We start from the raw sequence: 17,413 nt of genomic DNA on the forward strand, positions 1-17,413 counted from the left end.
TCGGCGTTCGGACGGAATCGTGAACCACGATCCCGGCAGAATCGTGACATGACCGATGTCACCCGTGACCCCGACGACCTCGATGCGCTGCGTGCGGCATCCGACGTCCTCGGTCTGGATGGGCTGCTCACCGACGCCGAACGCGCCGAGCGCGACCGGGTGAGGGCCTTCGTCGACGCCGAGATCCGGCCGCACATCGCGGACTGGTTCGACCGGGGCGTCTTTCCCGCCGAGCTCGCTCCCGCGCTGGGGCGCCTGGGCGTGCTCGGCATGACCCTCGACGGATATGGATGCCGCCACCGCAGCGCCGTCGAATACGGTCTCGCCGCGCTGGAGCTCGAGGCCGGGGACTCCGGCATCCGCACTTTCGTGTCAGTCCAGGGCTCGCTCGCGATGGGGTCGATCCACCGCTGGGGTTCCGAGGAGCACAAGCGCGAGTGGCTGCCGCGGATGGCGGCGGGCGAGGTCATCGGCAGCTTCGCGCTCACCGAGCCGGGCGCGGGGTCCGACCCTGCGAGCATGACGACCTTCGCGCGCCGCGACGGGTCGGACTGGGTCATCGAGGGCGCCAAGCGCTGGATCGGCCTCGCGTCGATCGCTCAGGTCGCGGTGGTGTGGGCGCAGACCGATGAGGGCGTGCGCGGCTTCCTCGTGCCCACCGACGCGCCGGGGCTCGACATCGCCGTGCTCGAGCCGAAGGGCTCGATGCGGGCGTCGGTGCAGACGCTGCTGACCTTCGACGGGGTGCGGGTGCCGGCATCCGCTCTCCTCCCGGAGGCACGCGGGCTGCGGGGACCCTTCTCGGCGCTGAACGAGGCGCGGTACGGGATCGTGTGGGGCGCACTCGGTGCGGCGCGCGACAGCTACGAGGCGGCACTGCGGCATGCGCTGCGGCGCGAGCAGTTCGGGCGGAAGATCGCCGGGTTCCAGCTGACCCAGCGCAAGCTCGTCGACATGGTCGTCGAGCTGCAGAAGGGCGCGCTGCTCGCGCTGCAGATCGGGCGGGCGAAGGATGCCGGCGCCCTGACGCCCGCGATGGTCTCGCTCGGCAAGCTCAACAACGTGCGCGAGGCCATCGCGATCGCCCGCGAGGCGCGGACGATCCTCGGCGGCGAGGGCGTGCTGCTGGAGAACTCGCCGATCCGCCATGCCGCGAACCTCGAGTCGGTGCGGACGTACGAGGGAACCGACGAGGTGCACACCCTGATCCTCGGTGAGCACCTGACCGGGCTGGGCGCATTCCGCTGACGGGCCGATTGGGCGCCTGTTGCGGCATCCGGTACCATAGGAGGGTTGTCCGTGTGAGCGCGCGCCCGCGCGCCGTCCGGATGACGTGCAACACACCCTCCTGCTGCCGGGAAATGCCCGACAGCCGTTCTAGTCCGAAGGAGGTGGGTTAGTGACGCACCAGTACGAGCTCATGGTCATCCTGAACCCCGAGATCGACGAGCGCCAGGTCGGCGCCAACCTCGACAAGTTCCTGAAGGTCATCACGACCGACGGCGGCACCATCGAGAACATCGACATCTGGGGCAAGCGCCGTCTTGCTTACGAGATCCAGAAGAAGAACGAGGGCATCTACGCCGTCGTCAACTTCACGGCGACCGCCGAGACCACGCAGGAGCTTGACCGCCAGCTGAACCTCAGCGAGCAGATCATGCGCACCAAGGTCCTCCGCGCCGAAGAGGCGATCGCCATGATCGCGTCCGAGAAGCAGCGCGCCGACGAGCGTGCGGCCCGCAAGACCGCCAAGGCTGCGAAGGCGTAAGGCAGATGGCCGGCGAGACGATCATCACCGTCGTGGGCAACCTCACGGCTGATCCCGAGCTGCGTTACACGCAGAACGGCCTCCCCGTCGCGAACTTCACGATCGCGTCGACGCCCCGCAACTTCGACCGTCAGAGCAACGAGTGGAAGGACGGCGAAGCGCTGTTCCTCCGCGCGAGCGTGTGGCGCGAGTTCGCCGAGCACGTGGCCGGCTCGCTGACCAAGGGCATGCGGGTCATCGCGACCGGCCGCCTCAAGCAGCGCAGCTACCAGGACCGCGAGGGCAACAACCGCACCGCGATCGAGCTCGAGGTCGACGAGATCGGCCCTTCGCTGCGCTACGCGACCGCCTCGGTCACCCGCGCAGCGGGCGGCTCCGGCGGGGGCGGCGGCAGCTTCGGCGGCGGCGGTCAGTCGCGTCCGGCGCAGGTCGCCGACGAGCCGTGGTCGACGCCCGGCTCCTCGAACGGCGCCCCTGCGGGCGACGCGTGGGCGGCTCCGGGCGCCTACGGCGACGACACCCCGTTCTGATCTCAGAAACAGATTCCGGATGCCCCGTGACGAGGCATCCGATCAGCAAAACGTAAAGGAAACACCATGGCTGGAAAGGCAACCGGCGATCGCCGGAAGCCGCGGAAGGGCGCGAAGAACGCCGCTCCCGCGAAGGCGATCCGTGTCGGCGTCATCGACTACAAGGACGTCGCCACCCTCCGCAAGTTCATCTCGGAGCGCGGGAAGATCCGCGCCCGTCGTATCACCGGTGTCTCGGTGCAGGAGCAGCGTCTGATCGCCAAGGCGATCAAGAACGCGCGCGAAATGGCGCTCCTGCCTTACGCCGGCGCTGGCCGCTAAGGAGTACCCACATGGCAAAGCTCATTCTCACGAACGAGGTCGCCGGGCTCGGTAGCGCCGGTGACGTTGTCGAGGTCAAGAACGGGTACGCCCGTAACTACCTCATTCCCCAGGGCTTCGCGGTCGCGTGGACCCGCGGTGGCGAGAAGCAGGTGGCGTCGATCCGCGCCGCCCGCGAGGCGCGCGCGATCCACGACCACGAAGAGGCTGTGGCGCTCAAGAACAACCTCGAGTCGAACAAGGTCCGCCTGGCCGTCAAGGCCGGCGCCGAGGGCCGTCTGTTCGGTGCGGTCAAGACGGTCGACGTGGCTGACGCGGTCAAGGCCGCCGGTCTCGGTGACCTCGACAAGCGCAAGATCCACATCACCTCCCCGATCAAGTCGGTGGGCGAGCACGAGGCGACGATCCGCCTCCGCGACGACCTCACCGCCGTGATCACGCTGCAGGTGGTCGCCGCCAAGTAACTCTGGCGCACACGAACGGATGCCGCAGACCCTCAGGTCTGCGGCATCCGTCGTTTTGCGGCGGGTCAGAAGATCCAGTTCGCGCCGGCGGCAACGGGCCACGACCACGCCGCGGACGCCTGGCGCAGCGCCTCGGGCGTGCGGGCGGTGACCAGACCGGCCTGGGCGAGCGACGAGAGCGTCACCGAGCCGAGGTGGGCGGCGCCGAGCTCGCGGATGTCGAGCACCAGGTCGGGCTCGGCGTCGGATGCGGTCACCTCGGCGCGGCCCCACGCATCAGCCCGCACGCGCCAGCGGCCCGCATTGGCCGGGAGCATCGCGTCGGTCACCTCGAGCACGACGTCGACGTCGCCCGCGAACGCGCGCTGCGACAGCGCGGCCGGCAGGTCGAGGATGCGGATCCAGCTGTTGTCCTGGTAGTCGGGCACCGCGGGGCGGATGTCGACCAGAAGCGACACGATCGGGTCGTCGATCGGCAGATTGGCGATCTGCACCTTGCTGGTGAGGTCGAGGTCGAGCAGCACCGACCACATGCGGTGCGCGGCCGCCGGAGTGAGAGCGACGGCCTCGCGCACGTGCACGGTGCCCTCGGCGCCGGCGCGCTCCCACGAGCTCGACCGGCGGAACGTCGCGTACGCGACGGCGGTGCCGGACTCGTCGCGCACCACCAGCACGCGCAGAGCCTCCTTGCCGCCGCGACGGGCAGGGGCGTCGGTGTCGCGCGAGACCCGCTGCGCGGGCGTCTCGCGCGTCGCCCAGCCCGGCCGGCCGAGGCCGGCGGGCAACCGCGCATAGTCGCGATGGATGCCGGCGACGAGATCGCCGTGGGCCGCGGCATCCCACACCTCCAGCGTCACCGCGAGCTCTTCCGATCCCGCCACCGGGCGCAGGGCCGCGCCGCGCGGGATCGTGAGGTTCACCTGGGTCGAGGCCATGCCGTACCCGAAGCGCCCGTAGATCGGGGTCTCGGCGGCCATGAGACCCGAGATGGGCTCGCCGTTCGAGAGGCAGTCGGCGAAGTGGTGCTCGATCATGCCGCGAAGGATGCCGCGTCGCCGGTGGCCGGGATGCACACCGACCCACGTCAGCCAGCCGCAGGACACCTCGGCGCCGGGGACGGGATACGCCCGCAGCGGGTATGCGCCGTGGAACCCGGCGAGAAGCTTCTCGTCGTCGGCGTGGACGACGCCGAACGTGCGGTTCCAGCTCAGCGGGCTCGGGAGGTCCCGCAGCGCATCGACGGTCTCGCCGGTCGGGAACGCCCAGATGTCGAGCAGCAGGACGTCGTCGTGGCGCTCTTCGCCGACGGGGAGGAGGGAGTAGGGCTCAGGCAGCGGCATCCCTCCACTCTGGCTTCCCGTCGTGGGGCGCGCAACGCGCGTGCGGGGCCGGACATGCCGGAGCGGATGCCGCGAGCCCCCCGGGTCGCGGCATCCGCTCGGTGCATCCCGGCCCGTGTCGTCCGGTCCAGGCAGTGACGGACGAACACGGGGCCGGGATGGGTGTGGCACCCTCGGCCGCGGCCGGGTCCAGGCAAGAGCCAGATCACGCGGCCGAGGGTGGTTCAGGGGCGGGAGGACCGGTGGGGGCGGTCCTCCCGCCTGCTCACGCGGGTGGGGCGAGGGGCGTCTGGGGAACGTCGACTTGCCCCGCCGATTCACGCGGAGCGTCGCCGCGACGCGCGCGCGAACGCGCCCGCCACCAGGAGCGAGAGCCCCAGCAGCAGGAACGGGAACGCGCCCGCCCCTCCTGTCGCAGCGAGTGCGGTGGCCGAACCGGCGTCAGCGGCCGAACCGGTCGCGCCGGTGGATCCGGTGCCGCCGTTGGTGCCGTTGGTGCCGTCGGTTCCGGGTGTTCCGGGGGTTCCCGGGGTGCCGGGGGTTCCGGGGGTTCCCGGGGTGCCGGGGGTTCCGGGCGTTCCCGGCGTGCCAGGGTCCGTCGGGTCCGTGGGATCGGTCGGGTCCGTGGGATCGGTCGGGTCCGTGGGGTCCGTGGGATCGGTCGGGTCCGTGGGGTCCGTGGGATCGGTCGGGTCCGTGGGATCGGTCGGGTCCGTGGGGTCCGTGGGGTCCGTGGGGTCCGTGTCACCCAGCACGTCGGTCAGCAGATCGTCGACGAGGCCGGTGTTGTCGACCGCGTCGGTGAGGTTGTCGCCCGCGTGCTGCACGGTGTCGGTCACGGCGCCCACGACGTCACCGCCGTTGAGCAGCTCGTCCACGATGGTGCCGGCGTCGCCGACCGCGTCGTTCACGAGGCCGTCGATGACCTGGTCTGCGGTGTTGGCGGTCGCGTCGGTCACCGTGGTGCCGACGTCGGAGCCGAGGTCGGAGACCGTCGTGCCGAGGTCGTCGACCACGCCGTCCACGTCACCGTCGAGCAGGTCGTCGACCGTGTTGTCGACGTTGTCGACGGCGTTGCCGACGAGACCACCCTCGACGAGGATGCCGTCGCCCACGACGTCGTTCAAGCCCGAGTCCTCGCCGAGCAGACCATCCAGCAGCTCGCTGCCGGCGGTCGTGTCGGTGACGCCGTCGAGCAGATCTCCAACTGCGTCGGTGACGGGCTCGAGGGCGCCGTCCTCGCCGAGGACCGGGTCGAGCACGCTGTCGCCGACGAGTCCGTCGATGAGGCCGTCGTCCTCGGTCAGGCCGGTCAGCAGACCGTCGGCATCGTCGACCGGCGTCGCGGGCGTCGCGGTCGGTCCGCCTTCGAGCGTCTGCTCGAGAGCGTCCTGTGCGAGGCCGGACGTGTCGGTCGCATCGGCGGTGTTGTCGCCGAGGTCCTGCACCAGGGTGTCCAGGCCCGCGGCGGGGTCGTCGCCGCTGAGGATGCCGGCCGTATCGGCGAGGGCATCGGCCACGACGCCGTCGACGACCTGGTCGTCGACGTTCGCGGCTGCCGCGGTCACGGTCTGACCGACATCGGAGCCGAGGTCCTCGACGGTCGTGCCGAGATCGGTCACCGCGGCCTGCACGTCGCCGGCCGCGACATCGTCCAGCACGGCGTCGCCGTTCGCGGCGAGGTTGCCGACGGTTCCGCCCTCGACGAGTGCGCCATCACCGACGACATCGTTGAGTGCGCTGTCGTCGCCGGTGAGAGCCTCGGTGATCGCGGTGCCGGCGGTGGTGCCGGTCACGCCGTCGACCACCGCGGCCACCGCATCGGTCACGGGCGCTGCGGCGCCGTCGTCACCGAGCAGCGGGTCGACGATGCCGTCGCCCACGACGCTGTCGACGAGACCGTCGGCGGCGACCACGGATGAGAGCAGGTCAGGATCGGTGGGAGGTTCGGCCGCGTTGGCGACCGTCGCGCCGAGCAGCGTGATGCCGCCGGCGATGAGCGTGCCCAAGAGGGCGCGCTTGTAGAAAGTGCGCATGATGTTCCCCTTCATGGATTGATCGGTTCGCGGCGCGCGCGAGAGCGCAGCGCTGCAGGCGCGCGAAGGCACGCCGGTGCTCTGCCGTCGGGTCCGGCTCCGGAGGAGCTCAGAAGACGGCCGCGAGCCGATCAGTCGGGGGAGACGTCGGTGGAGCCGATGGGCGCCGGTGGCGCGTGCTCGTCCTCGGGCCCCGCTCGACGCACCCAGGCACGGTCTGCGTCGAGAGGATCGAGGGCGTCGAACGCCCAGGCGCCGGGACCCGCACCGCCGGGTCCCGCCGAAGAAGAGGACGTGGGCAGGCACAGCCCGCCGCCACCGCCGTTGGTCGAACCGCCCGCGCTGCCCGGCAGCGCCGCGGAAGAAGAGAGCGTGGCCTCCGGCGTCGCGGTGACGGCGATGGATGCCGCGCTCCACGCGTCGCGCACGGCCGATGCCGACGGGAGTGTCGCGGGGGCGGCATCCACGTCATCGACGACGGCAGTGTCGACGACGACGGCAGCGGGCAGGTCGGAGGCGGGGTCGGTCGAGCCGGAGCCGTCGGGGATCGTCGGGGCGACCGGCTGGCCGACGATCGGCAGTTCGGAGACGATGGGAAGCTCGGAGACGATGGGAAGCTCGGAGATGATCGGAAGCTCCGGGAGCACCGGAACGACGCCGGTCCCGGGGTCTGCCGGCGGGTCGCCGATGGTCGAGCCGGTGTCTTCCACTGCGTCGACGACACCCCCGACGACCCCGCCGACCGTCTCGTCGACGGTCTCGCCGAGGTCGTCCACAGCGTCGTCCAGACCGATGCCGCTGACGACGTCTCCGACGACGGGGACCTGCGTCACCACGTCGACGACGGGCTTCGTGATCCCGCTGACGACGCCGCCCGACACCACGTCCGTGACGGGCTCGGTGACCGTCGTCACGGTCTCGGTGACAACGGAGCCGACGGCCTGGACGACCTCGCTCACCGGCTTCTGGACCGGCGCCGGAACCACCGCGACCACCGTGTCGACGACATCGGTGACGGTCGTGGTGGTGGTCGAGACGGTCTCGGTGACGGTCTTCGTGACTGTCGATGCGGTCGTGTCGACAGTCGAGGTCACGGCGCCGAGGACACCCCCGAGCAGTCCGTCGTGGTCGTTGTCGTCGGCGTGCGCCTGCCCGAGCCCGAGGCCCAGGACCAGTGAGACGACGATCCAGGCGAACGCGGTCCCGACCCCGATGAGGGCCAGCCGCACGATCCTCAGCAGCTGCGAGGTTGCGATCTCCACGTTCACCTCCCACGACGAATATGCCGCACATCCAGAACGGACAGTGGAACGGCCGAACGGATCGTGCGTGAGGGTGCCTGGAGCTCCGAGGGTAGCGTGCCGTTCCGCACCGTGTCCAGAGTGTCTTCGTGATCGGCGGCTCGTACGCGTCACTCGCGCGAGGGGATCGCGCGTCCCCGGAATTGTGCACAGGCCACAGCGTTCCGCCAAACCTTCAACCTCTGCTTCAACCACGAATCCCTCCACAGGCTGTGGAATCGTGGATGCCTGATCAGAGCCGATTTCTGCGATATATCCCCCAGATACCCCAGGAGTTCTCCACAGAGGTTCTTCACAGGTGTGTCGGCGTTTCTCTCAGGCTTTCCACACAGTTATCCACAGGCCGTGTTGCGCGTGTCCGAGGCCCTCCTTAGCGTGGCCTGTGGCTACCCGGGGGCGCAGGATCGCGCGCGTCTTCGTCCAAAGAGCGAACGATAGGAGGCCGCGGACCCTATGTCGATCGCCGACATCTCCGAAGAGCGCATGGGTGGGCCCCGTGACAACGGACGCAGCGAGTACGAACGCACTCCCCCGCATGACCTCCTCGCCGAGCAGAGCGCGCTCGGCGGAATGCTGCTCTCGAAAGATGCGGTCGCCGACGTCATCGAGACCCTCCGCGGCACGGACTTCTACATCCCGAAGCACGAGCTGATCTTCGAGGCGATCCTCACCCTCTACTCGCACGGCGAGCCGACCGACGTCGTCGCCGTCACCGACGAGCTCATCAAGACCGGCGACCTTCAGCGCGCCGGCGGTGCCGACTATCTGCACACTCTCACCTCGATCGTCCCGACCGCGGCCAACGCCGGCTACTACGCGTCGATCGTGTCGGAGCGCGCGCTGCTGCGCCGCCTCGTCGAGGCGGGCACCCGCATCGTGCAGATGGGCTACTCGGGGCAGGGCGAGGCGCTCGACCTCGTGAACAACGCGCAGGCCGAGATCTACTCGGTCACCGGCGCCGAGCAGGCCGAGGACTACGTCCCGCTGACCATCGCCGTCGACGCCGCCGTCGAAGAGATCGAGGCCGCGCGTGGCCGGGACGGCCAGATGACCGGCATCCCGACCGGCTTCTCGGGTCTCGACCAGCTCACCAACGGACTGCACCCCGGTCAGATGATCATCATCGCCGCGCGACCCGCGATGGGTAAGTCGACGCTCGCGCTCGACTTCGCGCGCTCGGCGGCCGTCAAGCACGACATGCCTACGATCTTCTTCTCGCTCGAGATGGGGCGCAGCGAGATCGCGATGCGCCTGCTGAGCGCCGAGGGCGCGATCCCGCTGCAGTCGATGCGCAAGGGCACGCTCGACTCGCGCGACTGGACCACGGTGGCCGCGACTCGCGGCCGTATCAACGACGCACCGCTGTACATCGACGACAGCCCCAACATGACGCTCGTCGAGATCCGCGCCAAGTGCCGGCGCCTCAAGCAGCGCGCGGGCCTCAAGCTCGTCGTCATCGACTATCTGCAGCTCATGACCTCGGGCAAGCGCGTCGAGTCGCGCCAGCAAGAGGTCTCGGAGTTCTCACGTGCGCTCAAGCTGCTCGCGAAGGAGCTGCAGGTCCCGGTCATCGCGCTGTCGCAGCTGAACCGTGGTGCCGAGCAGCGCGCCGACAAGAAGCCCGCCCTGTCGGACCTGCGTGAGTCGGGCTCGATCGAGCAGGACGCCGACATGGTCGTGCTGCTGCACCGCGAGGCCGCCTACGAGAAGGACTCGCCGCGCGCCGGCGAGGCCGACCTCATCGTCGCCAAGCACCGCAACGGCCCCACCGACACGATCACGGTGGCGTTCCAGGGGCACTTCTCGCGCTTCACCGACATGGCTCCGGGCGACTTCGGCTGATAGTCGGATCCGATACTTCGCGTGAATTCGCCGTCGTCGGGGAAGTTGCCGAGGACACGCCGGCGACCCTGGACGGCGATCGGGGCCGTAGACACCCGGTTGCTCGTGGCACAGGCGCACCCGCATCGGGGGTCCGCAGAGACGCGCTACTGGGAGGGGCGCTGCCAGTCTGATCCACCGAGCGGTCGTCCGAATTCGCGGCGCCGCTTGACTCTCCCGCCAGGGGAGGCTCGAGAAAGGTGTCATGACAGCAAACGACACCGAGCTGCGCGTCGACAGCCGCGGCTCAGCAGAGTCCGCCCCGGCACAGGCCGACGCACCTCCGCCATGGCGCGCGTTGAGCGCGCTGTTCATCGGCACCTTCATCACGGCGATCGACTTCTTCATCGTCAACGTGGCGCTGCCCTCGGTGCAGACCGACCTGCACACTTCCTCCGGAGCCCTTCAATGGCTGGTCGCGGCGTACTCCCTGGGTGTCGCAGCGACGCTGCTCACCGCCGGCCGACTGGGCGATCGGTTCGGACGGCGCAGGTCGTTCATCGCCGGCGCGGCGGCGTTCACCGCCGCCTCGTTCCTGTGCACCGTCGCGCCGAATGTGGAGGTGCTGATCGGCGGCCGCCTCGTGCAGGGAATCGCAGCAGCCTTCGTCATGACCAGTGTGCTGGCGATGATCGGGGCGCTGTTCACGGGTGCGGCTCGGGGACGCGCGGTCGGGTACTACGCCGCAGTGCTCGGCGTCGGGGCGGCAGCCGGCCAGATCATCGGCGGATTGCTGGTGAGCGGCGACGTGCTGGGTATGGGGTGGCGCTCCATCTTCGCGATCAACGTGCCGCTGGGCATCCTCGCGCTCGTACTCACACCGTTCGTGGTTCCCGCGACCCGAGGGCTCGCCCGCCGACTGGATGTGTGGGGCATGCTCCTCATGACGACGGCGGTGGTCGCGCTCGTGCTCCCGCTGATCGAGGGGCGCGACGCGGGCTGGGCGCTGTGGGTGTGGTCGTGCCTGGCGCTGGTTCCGGCGCTCGTCGCCGCGTTCCTCGCGCAGCAGCGCCGCCTCGAGGCCGCCGGTGGTGAGCCGATGTTTCCGCGGATGCTCGTGCGCACGTCCGCATTCCGCTCCGGCCTGCTGTGGCAACTGGTGTTCTGGTGCGGGCAGGCATCGTTCTTCGTCGTGCTCACCCTCTATCTCCAGTTGGGACGCGGCCTCGCCGCCCTCGACGCGGGCTTGCTGTTCCTCGGTCTCGCGATTCCCTACCTCGTCGCCGTCACGTTCGCTCCACGCATCGCGGCTCGTATCGGAAGGGGCGTGCTTGTGGTCGGCGCGGTCTGCAACCTCGTCGGCTTCGCGGCGCTCGTGGCTGTTGCGCTGACCAGTGCCGATGTCATGTGGCTGCTGCCGGGGTTCGCCCTGTGCGGCGTGGCACAGGGTCTGAGCATCCCGCCGTCCACGCGCCTCGTGCTCGCCGCCGCCACGCCGGAACAGGCAGGCATTGTCTCGGGCGCGCTGTCGACCATGCAGCAGGTGGGCGGGTCACTGGGCGTCGCCGTCATCGGCACCGTGTTCTTCGGGATGCTGGACGGCTGGGGCGTCGCGGATGCCTACGCGGTCAGTTTGATCCTGCTCGCCGTCATCTCCGCAGCCACGCTCGGCATCACGTGCCTGTTGCCGCGAGGGGGTGCGCGATGACCTGGCTCGCCTTCGAGCACGAGCGCCGGCATCCCGCCGTGTATGCGGTGCCTGGCAGGATCGACGGCGTGGCACGCACCCTGGTCTCGATCGGCGACTTCTCGCGTATGACGCATCTCACGGTGAAGGCGCTGCGCTACTACCACGAGGTCGGTGTGCTCGAGCCGTGCAGCATCGACCCCGACAGCGCGTATCGCCGCTACGCGACCGATCAGGTGCCGATCGCGCAGGTGGTCAAGCGGCTACGCGCCCTCGACATGCCGATAGATGACGTGCGCGAGGTCGTCACCACTCCCGGTGTGGACGCCCGCAACCGCGCCATCGCCGCGCACCTCCGGCGCATGGAAGAACAGCTCGCCGCAACGAGCGCCGCCGTCGCCTCCCTCCGCTCATTGCTCGATCCCGCAGTGTCGTCCCCCGTCGCCGTGTCGTTCCACACCGGCGCGCAGCAGGCCGCACTCGCGATCGACGAGGAGCTGAACATGGCCGATGTCGGCGGCTGGCTGGTCGAGGCGCTGACCGAGCTGCTCGCCGAAGCCGATCAGGTCGGAGCGCGGCGCGCCGGGGTGCCTGGAACCCTCTTCTATCCGGAACTCTTCGAACGCGGGCGAGGGCGACTCGTCGCGTTCGTGCCCGTGCGAGAGCGGAGCCAGGCGGACATCCGGTCGGAGCGGGCGCACTGGTTCGAGCTGCCCGCCGGCGACACGGCCGTGATGATGCACGAGGGTGCGCACCGTGACATGGACATGACCTACGGTGCCCTCGGCTCCTGGGTGGCAGAGCGGGCCATCGGCGTAGCCGGTCCGATCCGGGAGGACTTCGTGACCTCGCAACTCGACACCGAGCGAGAACAGGACTTCCGCACAGAGATCTCGTGGCCGGTGTTCCGAGCCACTTGACCAGGTTGTGGCACGCATCGGCGACCGCAACGCGGGGTGACGGGCTGACGCAGCCGGCCCGTCACCCCGCGTGGCGGTGCGCTCGTCGACGTCAGGACGAGGCTTCGTCCGAGTCCGTCCGCGAGTACCTCGGATCCTCCCAGGCCTGCGCGCTGCCGGCCCAGTAGCCGTACCACCAGAAGTACGGGTAGATCACGCCGTCCACGGCGTACGGCGTCGGCGGCGCAGTGACCAGCCCGGCGGCCACCGCACCGGCGACGGAGCCCGCCGCCAGGGTGTCGACGATCTTCCCGACGACGTCCAGGACGCGCTCCCAGAGCGTGCGTCGCAACGCGGAACCGTCGGACGCGCCGCCCTCCGGCGTGGTCGTTCCGGCGCGTGCGGTCCGGTCGCGCTCCACCGTCGGGAGCGTGGCCTCAACCAGGTGCTGATAGAGCACGTCCAGCTGCGACGGGGTGAGACGATCGAACCACTCGACCTCTTCGGCCGTGATCGGCGAGAGCACAGGTCCGTGCGCGACGTGCGCCCGCTCGTAGTCGGCCGCCGCGCGACGGTCGTGCCGGGACGGCCCGTCGTGTCCGGGCGGCCCGTCGTGTCCGGTCACGGCGCTCATGGGACCACCTCCCCGCGGTCGGGATCGCCCGGCATCCCGCCCATCACGCCCGCGACCGCGTCGAGCACGATCGCGGTCACGGCATCGGGCTGGGAAACGGCCACGGCATGCGAGGCGCCCGGAAGCTCGACCGTGCCTCGCGCGACGGCGCGTGCGGCGCCCGCTCGCATGACCGCCGGTGGGATGTTCCGGTCGGCACTGCCGAACACGTGCCAGGAAGGGACCCGGGCCCATGCCGGCTCGTCGGCCACGAGGCCCGCGGTCAGCGCCGCTTCGGTGACGGGACGCTGCGTCGCCGCCATCAGACGCGCCTCGGCCTCGGGCACATCCCCGGCGAACTGGGCCGGGAGGCATCGGGCCGGATCGCGAACTCGTTGCCGCCCGCGGCGAGAGGGTACGAGGCGAGCGCGTCGCCCAGCGTGCTGCCCGGCTCACTGTTCGAGAGTCCCAGGGCGCTCTGCCCGGTCGCGGGGACGAACGCCGACACATAGACGAGCCCCACGACCGCGGCGTCGCCCGCCGCCGCCTCCGTGATGACCATCCCGCCGTACGAGTGGCCCACCAGCACGACCGGTCGCCCGAGCGACGCGACGACGTCCCGCACATAGGCGGCGTCGCCCGCGAGCGACCGGAGCGGGTTGGCGATCGCCGACGCGTCGAGACCTCGCGCACGCAGTCGCGACAGCACGCCGTTCCACGAGGCGGATTCGGCGAAGGCCCCGTGCACCAGCACGACGGCAGGCGAGGTGCCGCTGCCGTTGGTGTCGCGGGTCACCGGGCCCACCGCCCCACGTCGAGGATCGCGCGGGCGAAGGCCTCCGGTGCCTCCTGGGGAAGGTTGTGCCCGATGCCTCCGGCGATCACGCGGTGCTCGTAGCGTCCCGAGAACTTCGATGCGTAGGCGGAGGCGTCGGGATGCGGTGCTCCGTTCGCATCGCCCTCGAGCGTGATCGTCGGCACGTCGATCGACGGCGCGTGCGCGAGCAGGGCCTCGGTCGCGTCGAGCCGCGGATCGCCTTCGGCGAGTCCGAGGCGCCACCGGTAGTTGTGGATCACGATGTCGACGTGGTCGGGGTTGTCGAACGCGACGGCGGCCGCGGCGAACGCGTCGTCGTCGAAGGCCCACTGCGGCGAGGCGAGGCGCCAGATCAGCTTCGCGAAGTCGCGGCGGTATCGGTCGTAGCCTTCCCTACCGCGCTCGGTGGCGAAGTAGTACTGGTACCACCACTGCAGCTCGGCAGCCGGCGGAAGCGGGACGGCGCCGGCGGCTTGGCTGCCGATGAGGTAACCGCTCACCGAGACGAGTCCGAGAGTGCGGTCGGGATGCAGGGCGGCGACGATGTCCGCCGTGCGGGCGCCCCAGTCGAAGCCGGCGACGATCGCACGATCCACGCCGAGCGCGTCCAACAGGGCGAGGGCATCGTCCGCCAGTGCCGACTGCTGCGCGTTGCGCAGCGTCTCAGGTGAGCGGAAGACGGTCTCGCCATGACCGCGCAGGTACGGCAGGAGCACCCGGTGGCCGGCATCGACGAGTCGGGGGACGACCTCGACGAAACTGCGGATGTCGTACGGCCAGCCGTGCAGCAGCAGGACGACCGTGCCGTCGCGGGGTCCTTCGTCGACGTACGCGACGTTCAGCTCGCCGGCGTCGATGTGGCGCAGGCCCGAGAAGAGGTCGGCGGCCGGCGCCGCGGTCTCGGTCGGGCGGAGTGTCTGAGACATGCTGATTCCTTTCGTCCGTGGTTCCGGATCAGAGCGCGGCCAGCGCCTCGCGCAGCACGGCCAGCCACGCGTCGGCGGTCGCCGGGTCGGTGTGCGAGCCGTGGTGGCCCGGGAAGGTGACGAACGGGACCCCCAGTTCGTCGGCGATGCGGCGCGAGGTCCGCCCGAAGGGGAGCCCGAGGCTCAGTTCGCCCGCGCCTGCCACGACCTTCACGCCGTTCGCCGTGATCGCCGCGAGGGCGGGCGCGTAGTTCGTGAGCGGGAGCATCTGCTCCTTCACGTAGAAGTCCGCGAAGTCCAGGCCCGGGAGCGCGTCCAGGTTCGGACGCAGCGCGTCGACCTCGGCCTGGCTGAACGGCTTGCCCGCGTTGAACGGGAGCTGCGTCAGCGCCAGGAAGTCGAAGAAGGCGGGCTTGGAACCCTCGGTCCATGCCGTGCGGTAGATGCCGGCGATCGCCGCGCGGAAGTCGTCCCCGTCGGGAAGCACCCTGATCACCGGCGGCTCATGGGCCACGAAGCCGTCGATGAGCTCGGGGTGGTGCTTCGCGAGTTCGAGCCCCACCAGGGCACCCGCGTTGTTGCCGAACACGAGCGCGCGGCCGACGCCGGCCGCGCGCAGCACCGCGCGGACATCTCGTGCCTGCTGCCCGATCTCGTACTGCCGCGGCGCGTCGCCCGTGCTGCGTCCGAACCCCCGCGGGTCGTACGTGATCACCGTGTGGTCGGCGGCGAGCGGGTCGGCGATCAACCCGTACGCGGAGGCGTCGCCGGGGGTGCCCGGCAGCAGGATGATGGGCGCCCCCGTGCCGCGCACGTCGAAGACGAGCTCGTCGCCTTCGACCGAGACCCGGTCGGTGTGGATGCCGGTGGTCATGACGTCCTGGATGGACATGGATGCTCCTTCGTCTCATGAGCGAATGACCGCCGGGCCACTCGTCCTGTGACGTCGGGCGGGATCGCCGCGACGTGCTTCGACGATCCCGCCGAAGCGCTTCGCACGGCGCCGGTTCCGCCTACCGGCTCGACCCCCGGGGGTGCGGGCCCGGGGCACTGGGATGCGGCCCGGGTACGCGCGTGACGCGCCTGCGCGACGGGCTCTGAACATGAGGGATGCCGGCCCCCAGAAGGGGCCGGCATCCGATCGGCAGGTGAAGTGGACGGATCAGCGGGAGCCGAACAGGGCCACCCCTGCCCAGAGGGCGCACCTGTGATCCACGGCGAAGCCGCGCTCGACCGCCGGTGCCGGGTCATCGAGCGACAGCACCTGCATGCGCAGGTCGAACCGGGGCCACGCGGCATCCCTCGTCGTCGGCGACCCGGTCGCAGCGAACTGCACCCAGGACTGCTGCATCGTCGACGCGAGCTGCTGCTGGTCCGCCGTCAGTGCACCGGGCAGCGGCGCGTTGGGCTGCCCGAACAGGTAGGCGAGCTCGGACTGATGCGTCGCCGCGGAGGGCGCCCCCAGTGCGTCGGGCACGTACAGCTGCGGCGCTTCGGCGTCGTTGAACTCGTACGCGTACGTGGGCACCCAGGCCGCCGCGGCCGCGTCGAGCGCGAGCGCGGGGCAGGAGAAGTTCGCGTCGGAGTTGAGCGCCGTGAACGCGTGCTCGGGGGTCGCATACGCCGACAGCGGATACGCCGCCGCGATGCGCGCCGCTGTCCGCTCGCCGACGCCGAGGCTTGAGGCGATCGCCGACTCGTAGTTCGCGGCATCCACCGGTCCCGGGCCGATCACCGTGGCGCCCTTGGTGACGCTGACGCCGAGCGGCACGAAGATGCGCTCCTCCTGCGTGTTCACGCCGTTGATGATCGGCACGCGGTTGAAGCGCCCGGTCGCGATCGCGACGCCCACCGAGCTCTTCAGCACGGTGCCGTCCACCACGCCGGGGGTGATCGAAAGCGGCTGGTTCGCGACGAGTGCGTCGACGGGCACGTGGCGCAGGCACTCGGCCGTCTGATCGGCGCAGCCGAGGGCCGCTGCCGCGGCGCGTCCCTCGGTCTCGGCCTGGGCGAGCGACTTCTGGATCGGCGCGAAGGCGCCGCTCTGGATCACCGCGCGCTGGAACAGGCCCTTCGCGCCGGGCGAGGCCAGCTGCATCTCGACCGAGAGGCCACCGGCCGACTGCCCCGCGATGGTCACCCGGCCGGCATCCCCGCCGAAGCGCCCGATGTTCTGCTGCACCCAGCGGAGGGCTGCCTGCTGGTCCATGAGCCCGTAGTTGCCCGAGGCGCCGTCGCCATCAGCGAGCGCCGGGTGCGACAGGAACCCGAGCAGACCGAGCCGGTAGTTGATGGTGACGACGATGGCGCCCTTCGACGCGAGATCCGACGCCTCGTAGTCCGCGCCCTCGCCGATCTCGAAGCCGCCGCCGTGGATCCAGACGATGACCGGCAGATCATGTGAACCGCGTGCCGCGGCACCCGCCGCGGGGACGGTCACGTTCAGGTACAGGCAGTCCTCACTCGACCCGTTCGGGCTCGGCGGCGCCTGGGGGCAGACCGGCGAGTACACGGTGGCGTCACGGACGCCGGTCCAGGCCGACACGGGCTGCGGCGATCGCCAGCGCAGGTCGCCGACCGGAGCCGCGGCGTAGGGGACGCCGCGGAACTCGACGCCGGTCGCGGTCGCGACGCCCTGGAGTGCGCCGCTGTCGACGGTGACCAGCGTCGCCGGCGACGATGAATCGGTGGATGCCGTCCTGCTGAGCTCTGCGGCGCTCGCCGCCGGAGCCAGCGAGGCCCAGCAGGCCGCGAGGACGAGGAGGGCGGCGAGCACCGCCAGGACACGGACGGACAGGGTGCGGAGAGGGTGTCCGGCGCCTTCTCGTCCGATGCCGTCGGCGGCCGCCGACGGTGACGAGGCGCGGAGCCGTGGGGTGTTGTTGTTCAT

16 protein-coding genes and 1 pseudogene are annotated in these 17,413 nt (G+C 70.6%); 8 read left to right on the plus strand and 9 right to left on the minus strand.

All coding sequences use genetic code 11. The annotated features are described in order from the left end of the window. Window positions 1-48 precede the first annotated feature (48 nt). The 5 genes from ABEA46_RS00270 to rplI all read left to right on the plus strand — a co-directional run bounded on the left by ABEA46_RS00270 (window position 49) and on the right by rplI (window position 3,083). A complete protein-coding gene (locus ABEA46_RS00270) occupies window positions 49-1,248 on the plus strand; it encodes an acyl-CoA dehydrogenase family protein (RefSeq protein WP_345542314.1) in 1,200 nt (399 codons plus the stop codon). A 151-nt stretch (window positions 1,249-1,399) separates the two neighbouring features. Further along, window positions 1,400-1,768, plus strand: a complete 369-nt coding sequence (gene rpsF, locus ABEA46_RS00275; protein ID WP_018173635.1) for a 30S ribosomal protein S6 — start codon at window positions 1,400-1,402, stop codon at window positions 1,766-1,768. A gap of 5 nt (window positions 1,769-1,773) precedes the next feature. Then, window positions 1,774-2,298, plus strand: coding sequence for a single-stranded DNA-binding protein (locus tag ABEA46_RS00280; RefSeq protein WP_345542315.1), 525 nt, complete (start codon window positions 1,774-1,776; stop codon window positions 2,296-2,298). Between the two features lie 66 nt (window positions 2,299-2,364). Continuing rightward, the gene (rpsR, locus tag ABEA46_RS00285) at window positions 2,365-2,619 is read left to right on the plus strand and encodes a 30S ribosomal protein S18 (protein WP_005054609.1); all 255 of its coding nucleotides are present in this window, start codon (window positions 2,365-2,367) and stop codon (window positions 2,617-2,619) included. 11 nt (window positions 2,620-2,630) lie between these two features. Continuing rightward, complete coding sequence (gene rplI, locus ABEA46_RS00290) at window positions 2,631-3,083, plus strand: 50S ribosomal protein L9 (protein WP_345542316.1); 453 nt, start codon at window positions 2,631-2,633, stop codon at window positions 3,081-3,083. Between the two features lie 65 nt (window positions 3,084-3,148). Here rplI and ABEA46_RS00295 read toward each other — a convergent pair whose 3' ends face one another. From ABEA46_RS00295 to ABEA46_RS00305, 3 genes are all read right to left on the minus strand, one after another. Beyond that, window positions 3,149-4,423 carry a GNAT family N-acetyltransferase gene (locus ABEA46_RS00295; RefSeq protein ID WP_345542317.1) on the minus strand — a complete coding sequence of 425 codons (1,275 nt, stop codon included), beginning with the start codon at window positions 4,421-4,423 and terminating at the stop codon, window positions 3,149-3,151. Window positions 4,424-4,740: 317 nt separating this feature from the next. Beyond that, on the minus strand, window positions 4,741-6,459 hold the full coding sequence (locus ABEA46_RS00300) for a hypothetical protein (RefSeq protein ID WP_345542318.1): 1,719 nt from the start codon (window positions 6,457-6,459) through the stop codon (window positions 4,741-4,743). A gap of 131 nt (window positions 6,460-6,590) precedes the next feature. Next, entirely contained in the window at window positions 6,591-7,721 is a 1,131-nt protein-coding gene (locus ABEA46_RS00305) for a hypothetical protein (RefSeq protein WP_345542319.1), read from the minus strand. A 492-nt stretch (window positions 7,722-8,213) separates the two neighbouring features. Between ABEA46_RS00305 and dnaB the strand changes: the two genes are divergently transcribed. The 3 genes from dnaB (at window position 8,214) to ABEA46_RS00320 (ending at window position 12,188) form a co-directional block, all read left to right on the plus strand. Continuing rightward, window positions 8,214-9,602 (plus strand): replicative DNA helicase, encoded by a 1,389-nt coding sequence (dnaB, locus tag ABEA46_RS00310; protein ID WP_425563144.1) that lies wholly within the window; start codon window positions 8,214-8,216, stop codon window positions 9,600-9,602. Window positions 9,603-9,846: 244 nt separating this feature from the next. Continuing rightward, the gene (locus tag ABEA46_RS00315) at window positions 9,847-11,289 is read left to right on the plus strand and encodes an MFS transporter (protein ID WP_345542320.1); all 1,443 of its coding nucleotides are present in this window, start codon (window positions 9,847-9,849) and stop codon (window positions 11,287-11,289) included. Then, the gene (locus ABEA46_RS00320; protein WP_345542321.1) at window positions 11,286-12,188 is read left to right on the plus strand and encodes a MerR family transcriptional regulator; all 903 of its coding nucleotides are present in this window, start codon (window positions 11,286-11,288) and stop codon (window positions 12,186-12,188) included. Before ABEA46_RS00315 ends, ABEA46_RS00320 begins: the two co-directional genes overlap by 4 nt. Before the next feature lie 91 nt (window positions 12,189-12,279). On the opposite strand, the gene ABEA46_RS00325 is transcribed toward ABEA46_RS00320, so the two are convergent. The 6 genes and pseudogenes from ABEA46_RS00325 to ABEA46_RS00350 form a co-directional block, all read right to left on the minus strand. Then, complete coding sequence (locus tag ABEA46_RS00325) at window positions 12,280-12,801, minus strand: hypothetical protein (RefSeq protein ID WP_345542322.1); 522 nt, start codon at window positions 12,799-12,801, stop codon at window positions 12,280-12,282. Continuing rightward, a pseudogene (locus ABEA46_RS00330) lies at window positions 12,798-13,133 on the minus strand (alpha/beta fold hydrolase); the annotation flags it as partial. The gene ABEA46_RS00325 and the pseudogene ABEA46_RS00330, both read right to left, overlap by 4 nt. Beyond that, window positions 13,103-13,585: an alpha/beta fold hydrolase gene (locus ABEA46_RS00335; protein ID WP_345542323.1), complete on the minus strand. Its 483-nt coding sequence runs from the start codon at window positions 13,583-13,585 to the stop codon at window positions 13,103-13,105. The pseudogene ABEA46_RS00330 and the gene ABEA46_RS00335, both read right to left, overlap by 31 nt. Further along, window positions 13,573-14,523 (minus strand): alpha/beta fold hydrolase, encoded by a 951-nt coding sequence (locus ABEA46_RS00340; RefSeq protein WP_345542324.1) that lies wholly within the window; start codon window positions 14,521-14,523, stop codon window positions 13,573-13,575. The genes ABEA46_RS00335 and ABEA46_RS00340 overlap by 13 nt, the downstream gene beginning before the upstream one ends. Before the next feature lie 28 nt (window positions 14,524-14,551). Continuing rightward, entirely contained in the window at window positions 14,552-15,415 is an 864-nt protein-coding gene (locus ABEA46_RS00345) for an alpha/beta fold hydrolase (protein WP_345542325.1), read from the minus strand. Between the two features lie 270 nt (window positions 15,416-15,685). Next, a complete protein-coding gene (locus tag ABEA46_RS00350; RefSeq protein WP_345542326.1) occupies window positions 15,686-17,413 on the minus strand; it encodes a carboxylesterase/lipase family protein in 1,728 nt (575 codons plus the stop codon).

The sequence above is a fragment of the Microbacterium jejuense genome (genome assembly GCF_039544225.1).
Taxonomy (GTDB): Bacteria; Actinomycetota; Actinomycetes; order Actinomycetales; family Microbacteriaceae; genus Microbacterium; species Microbacterium jejuense.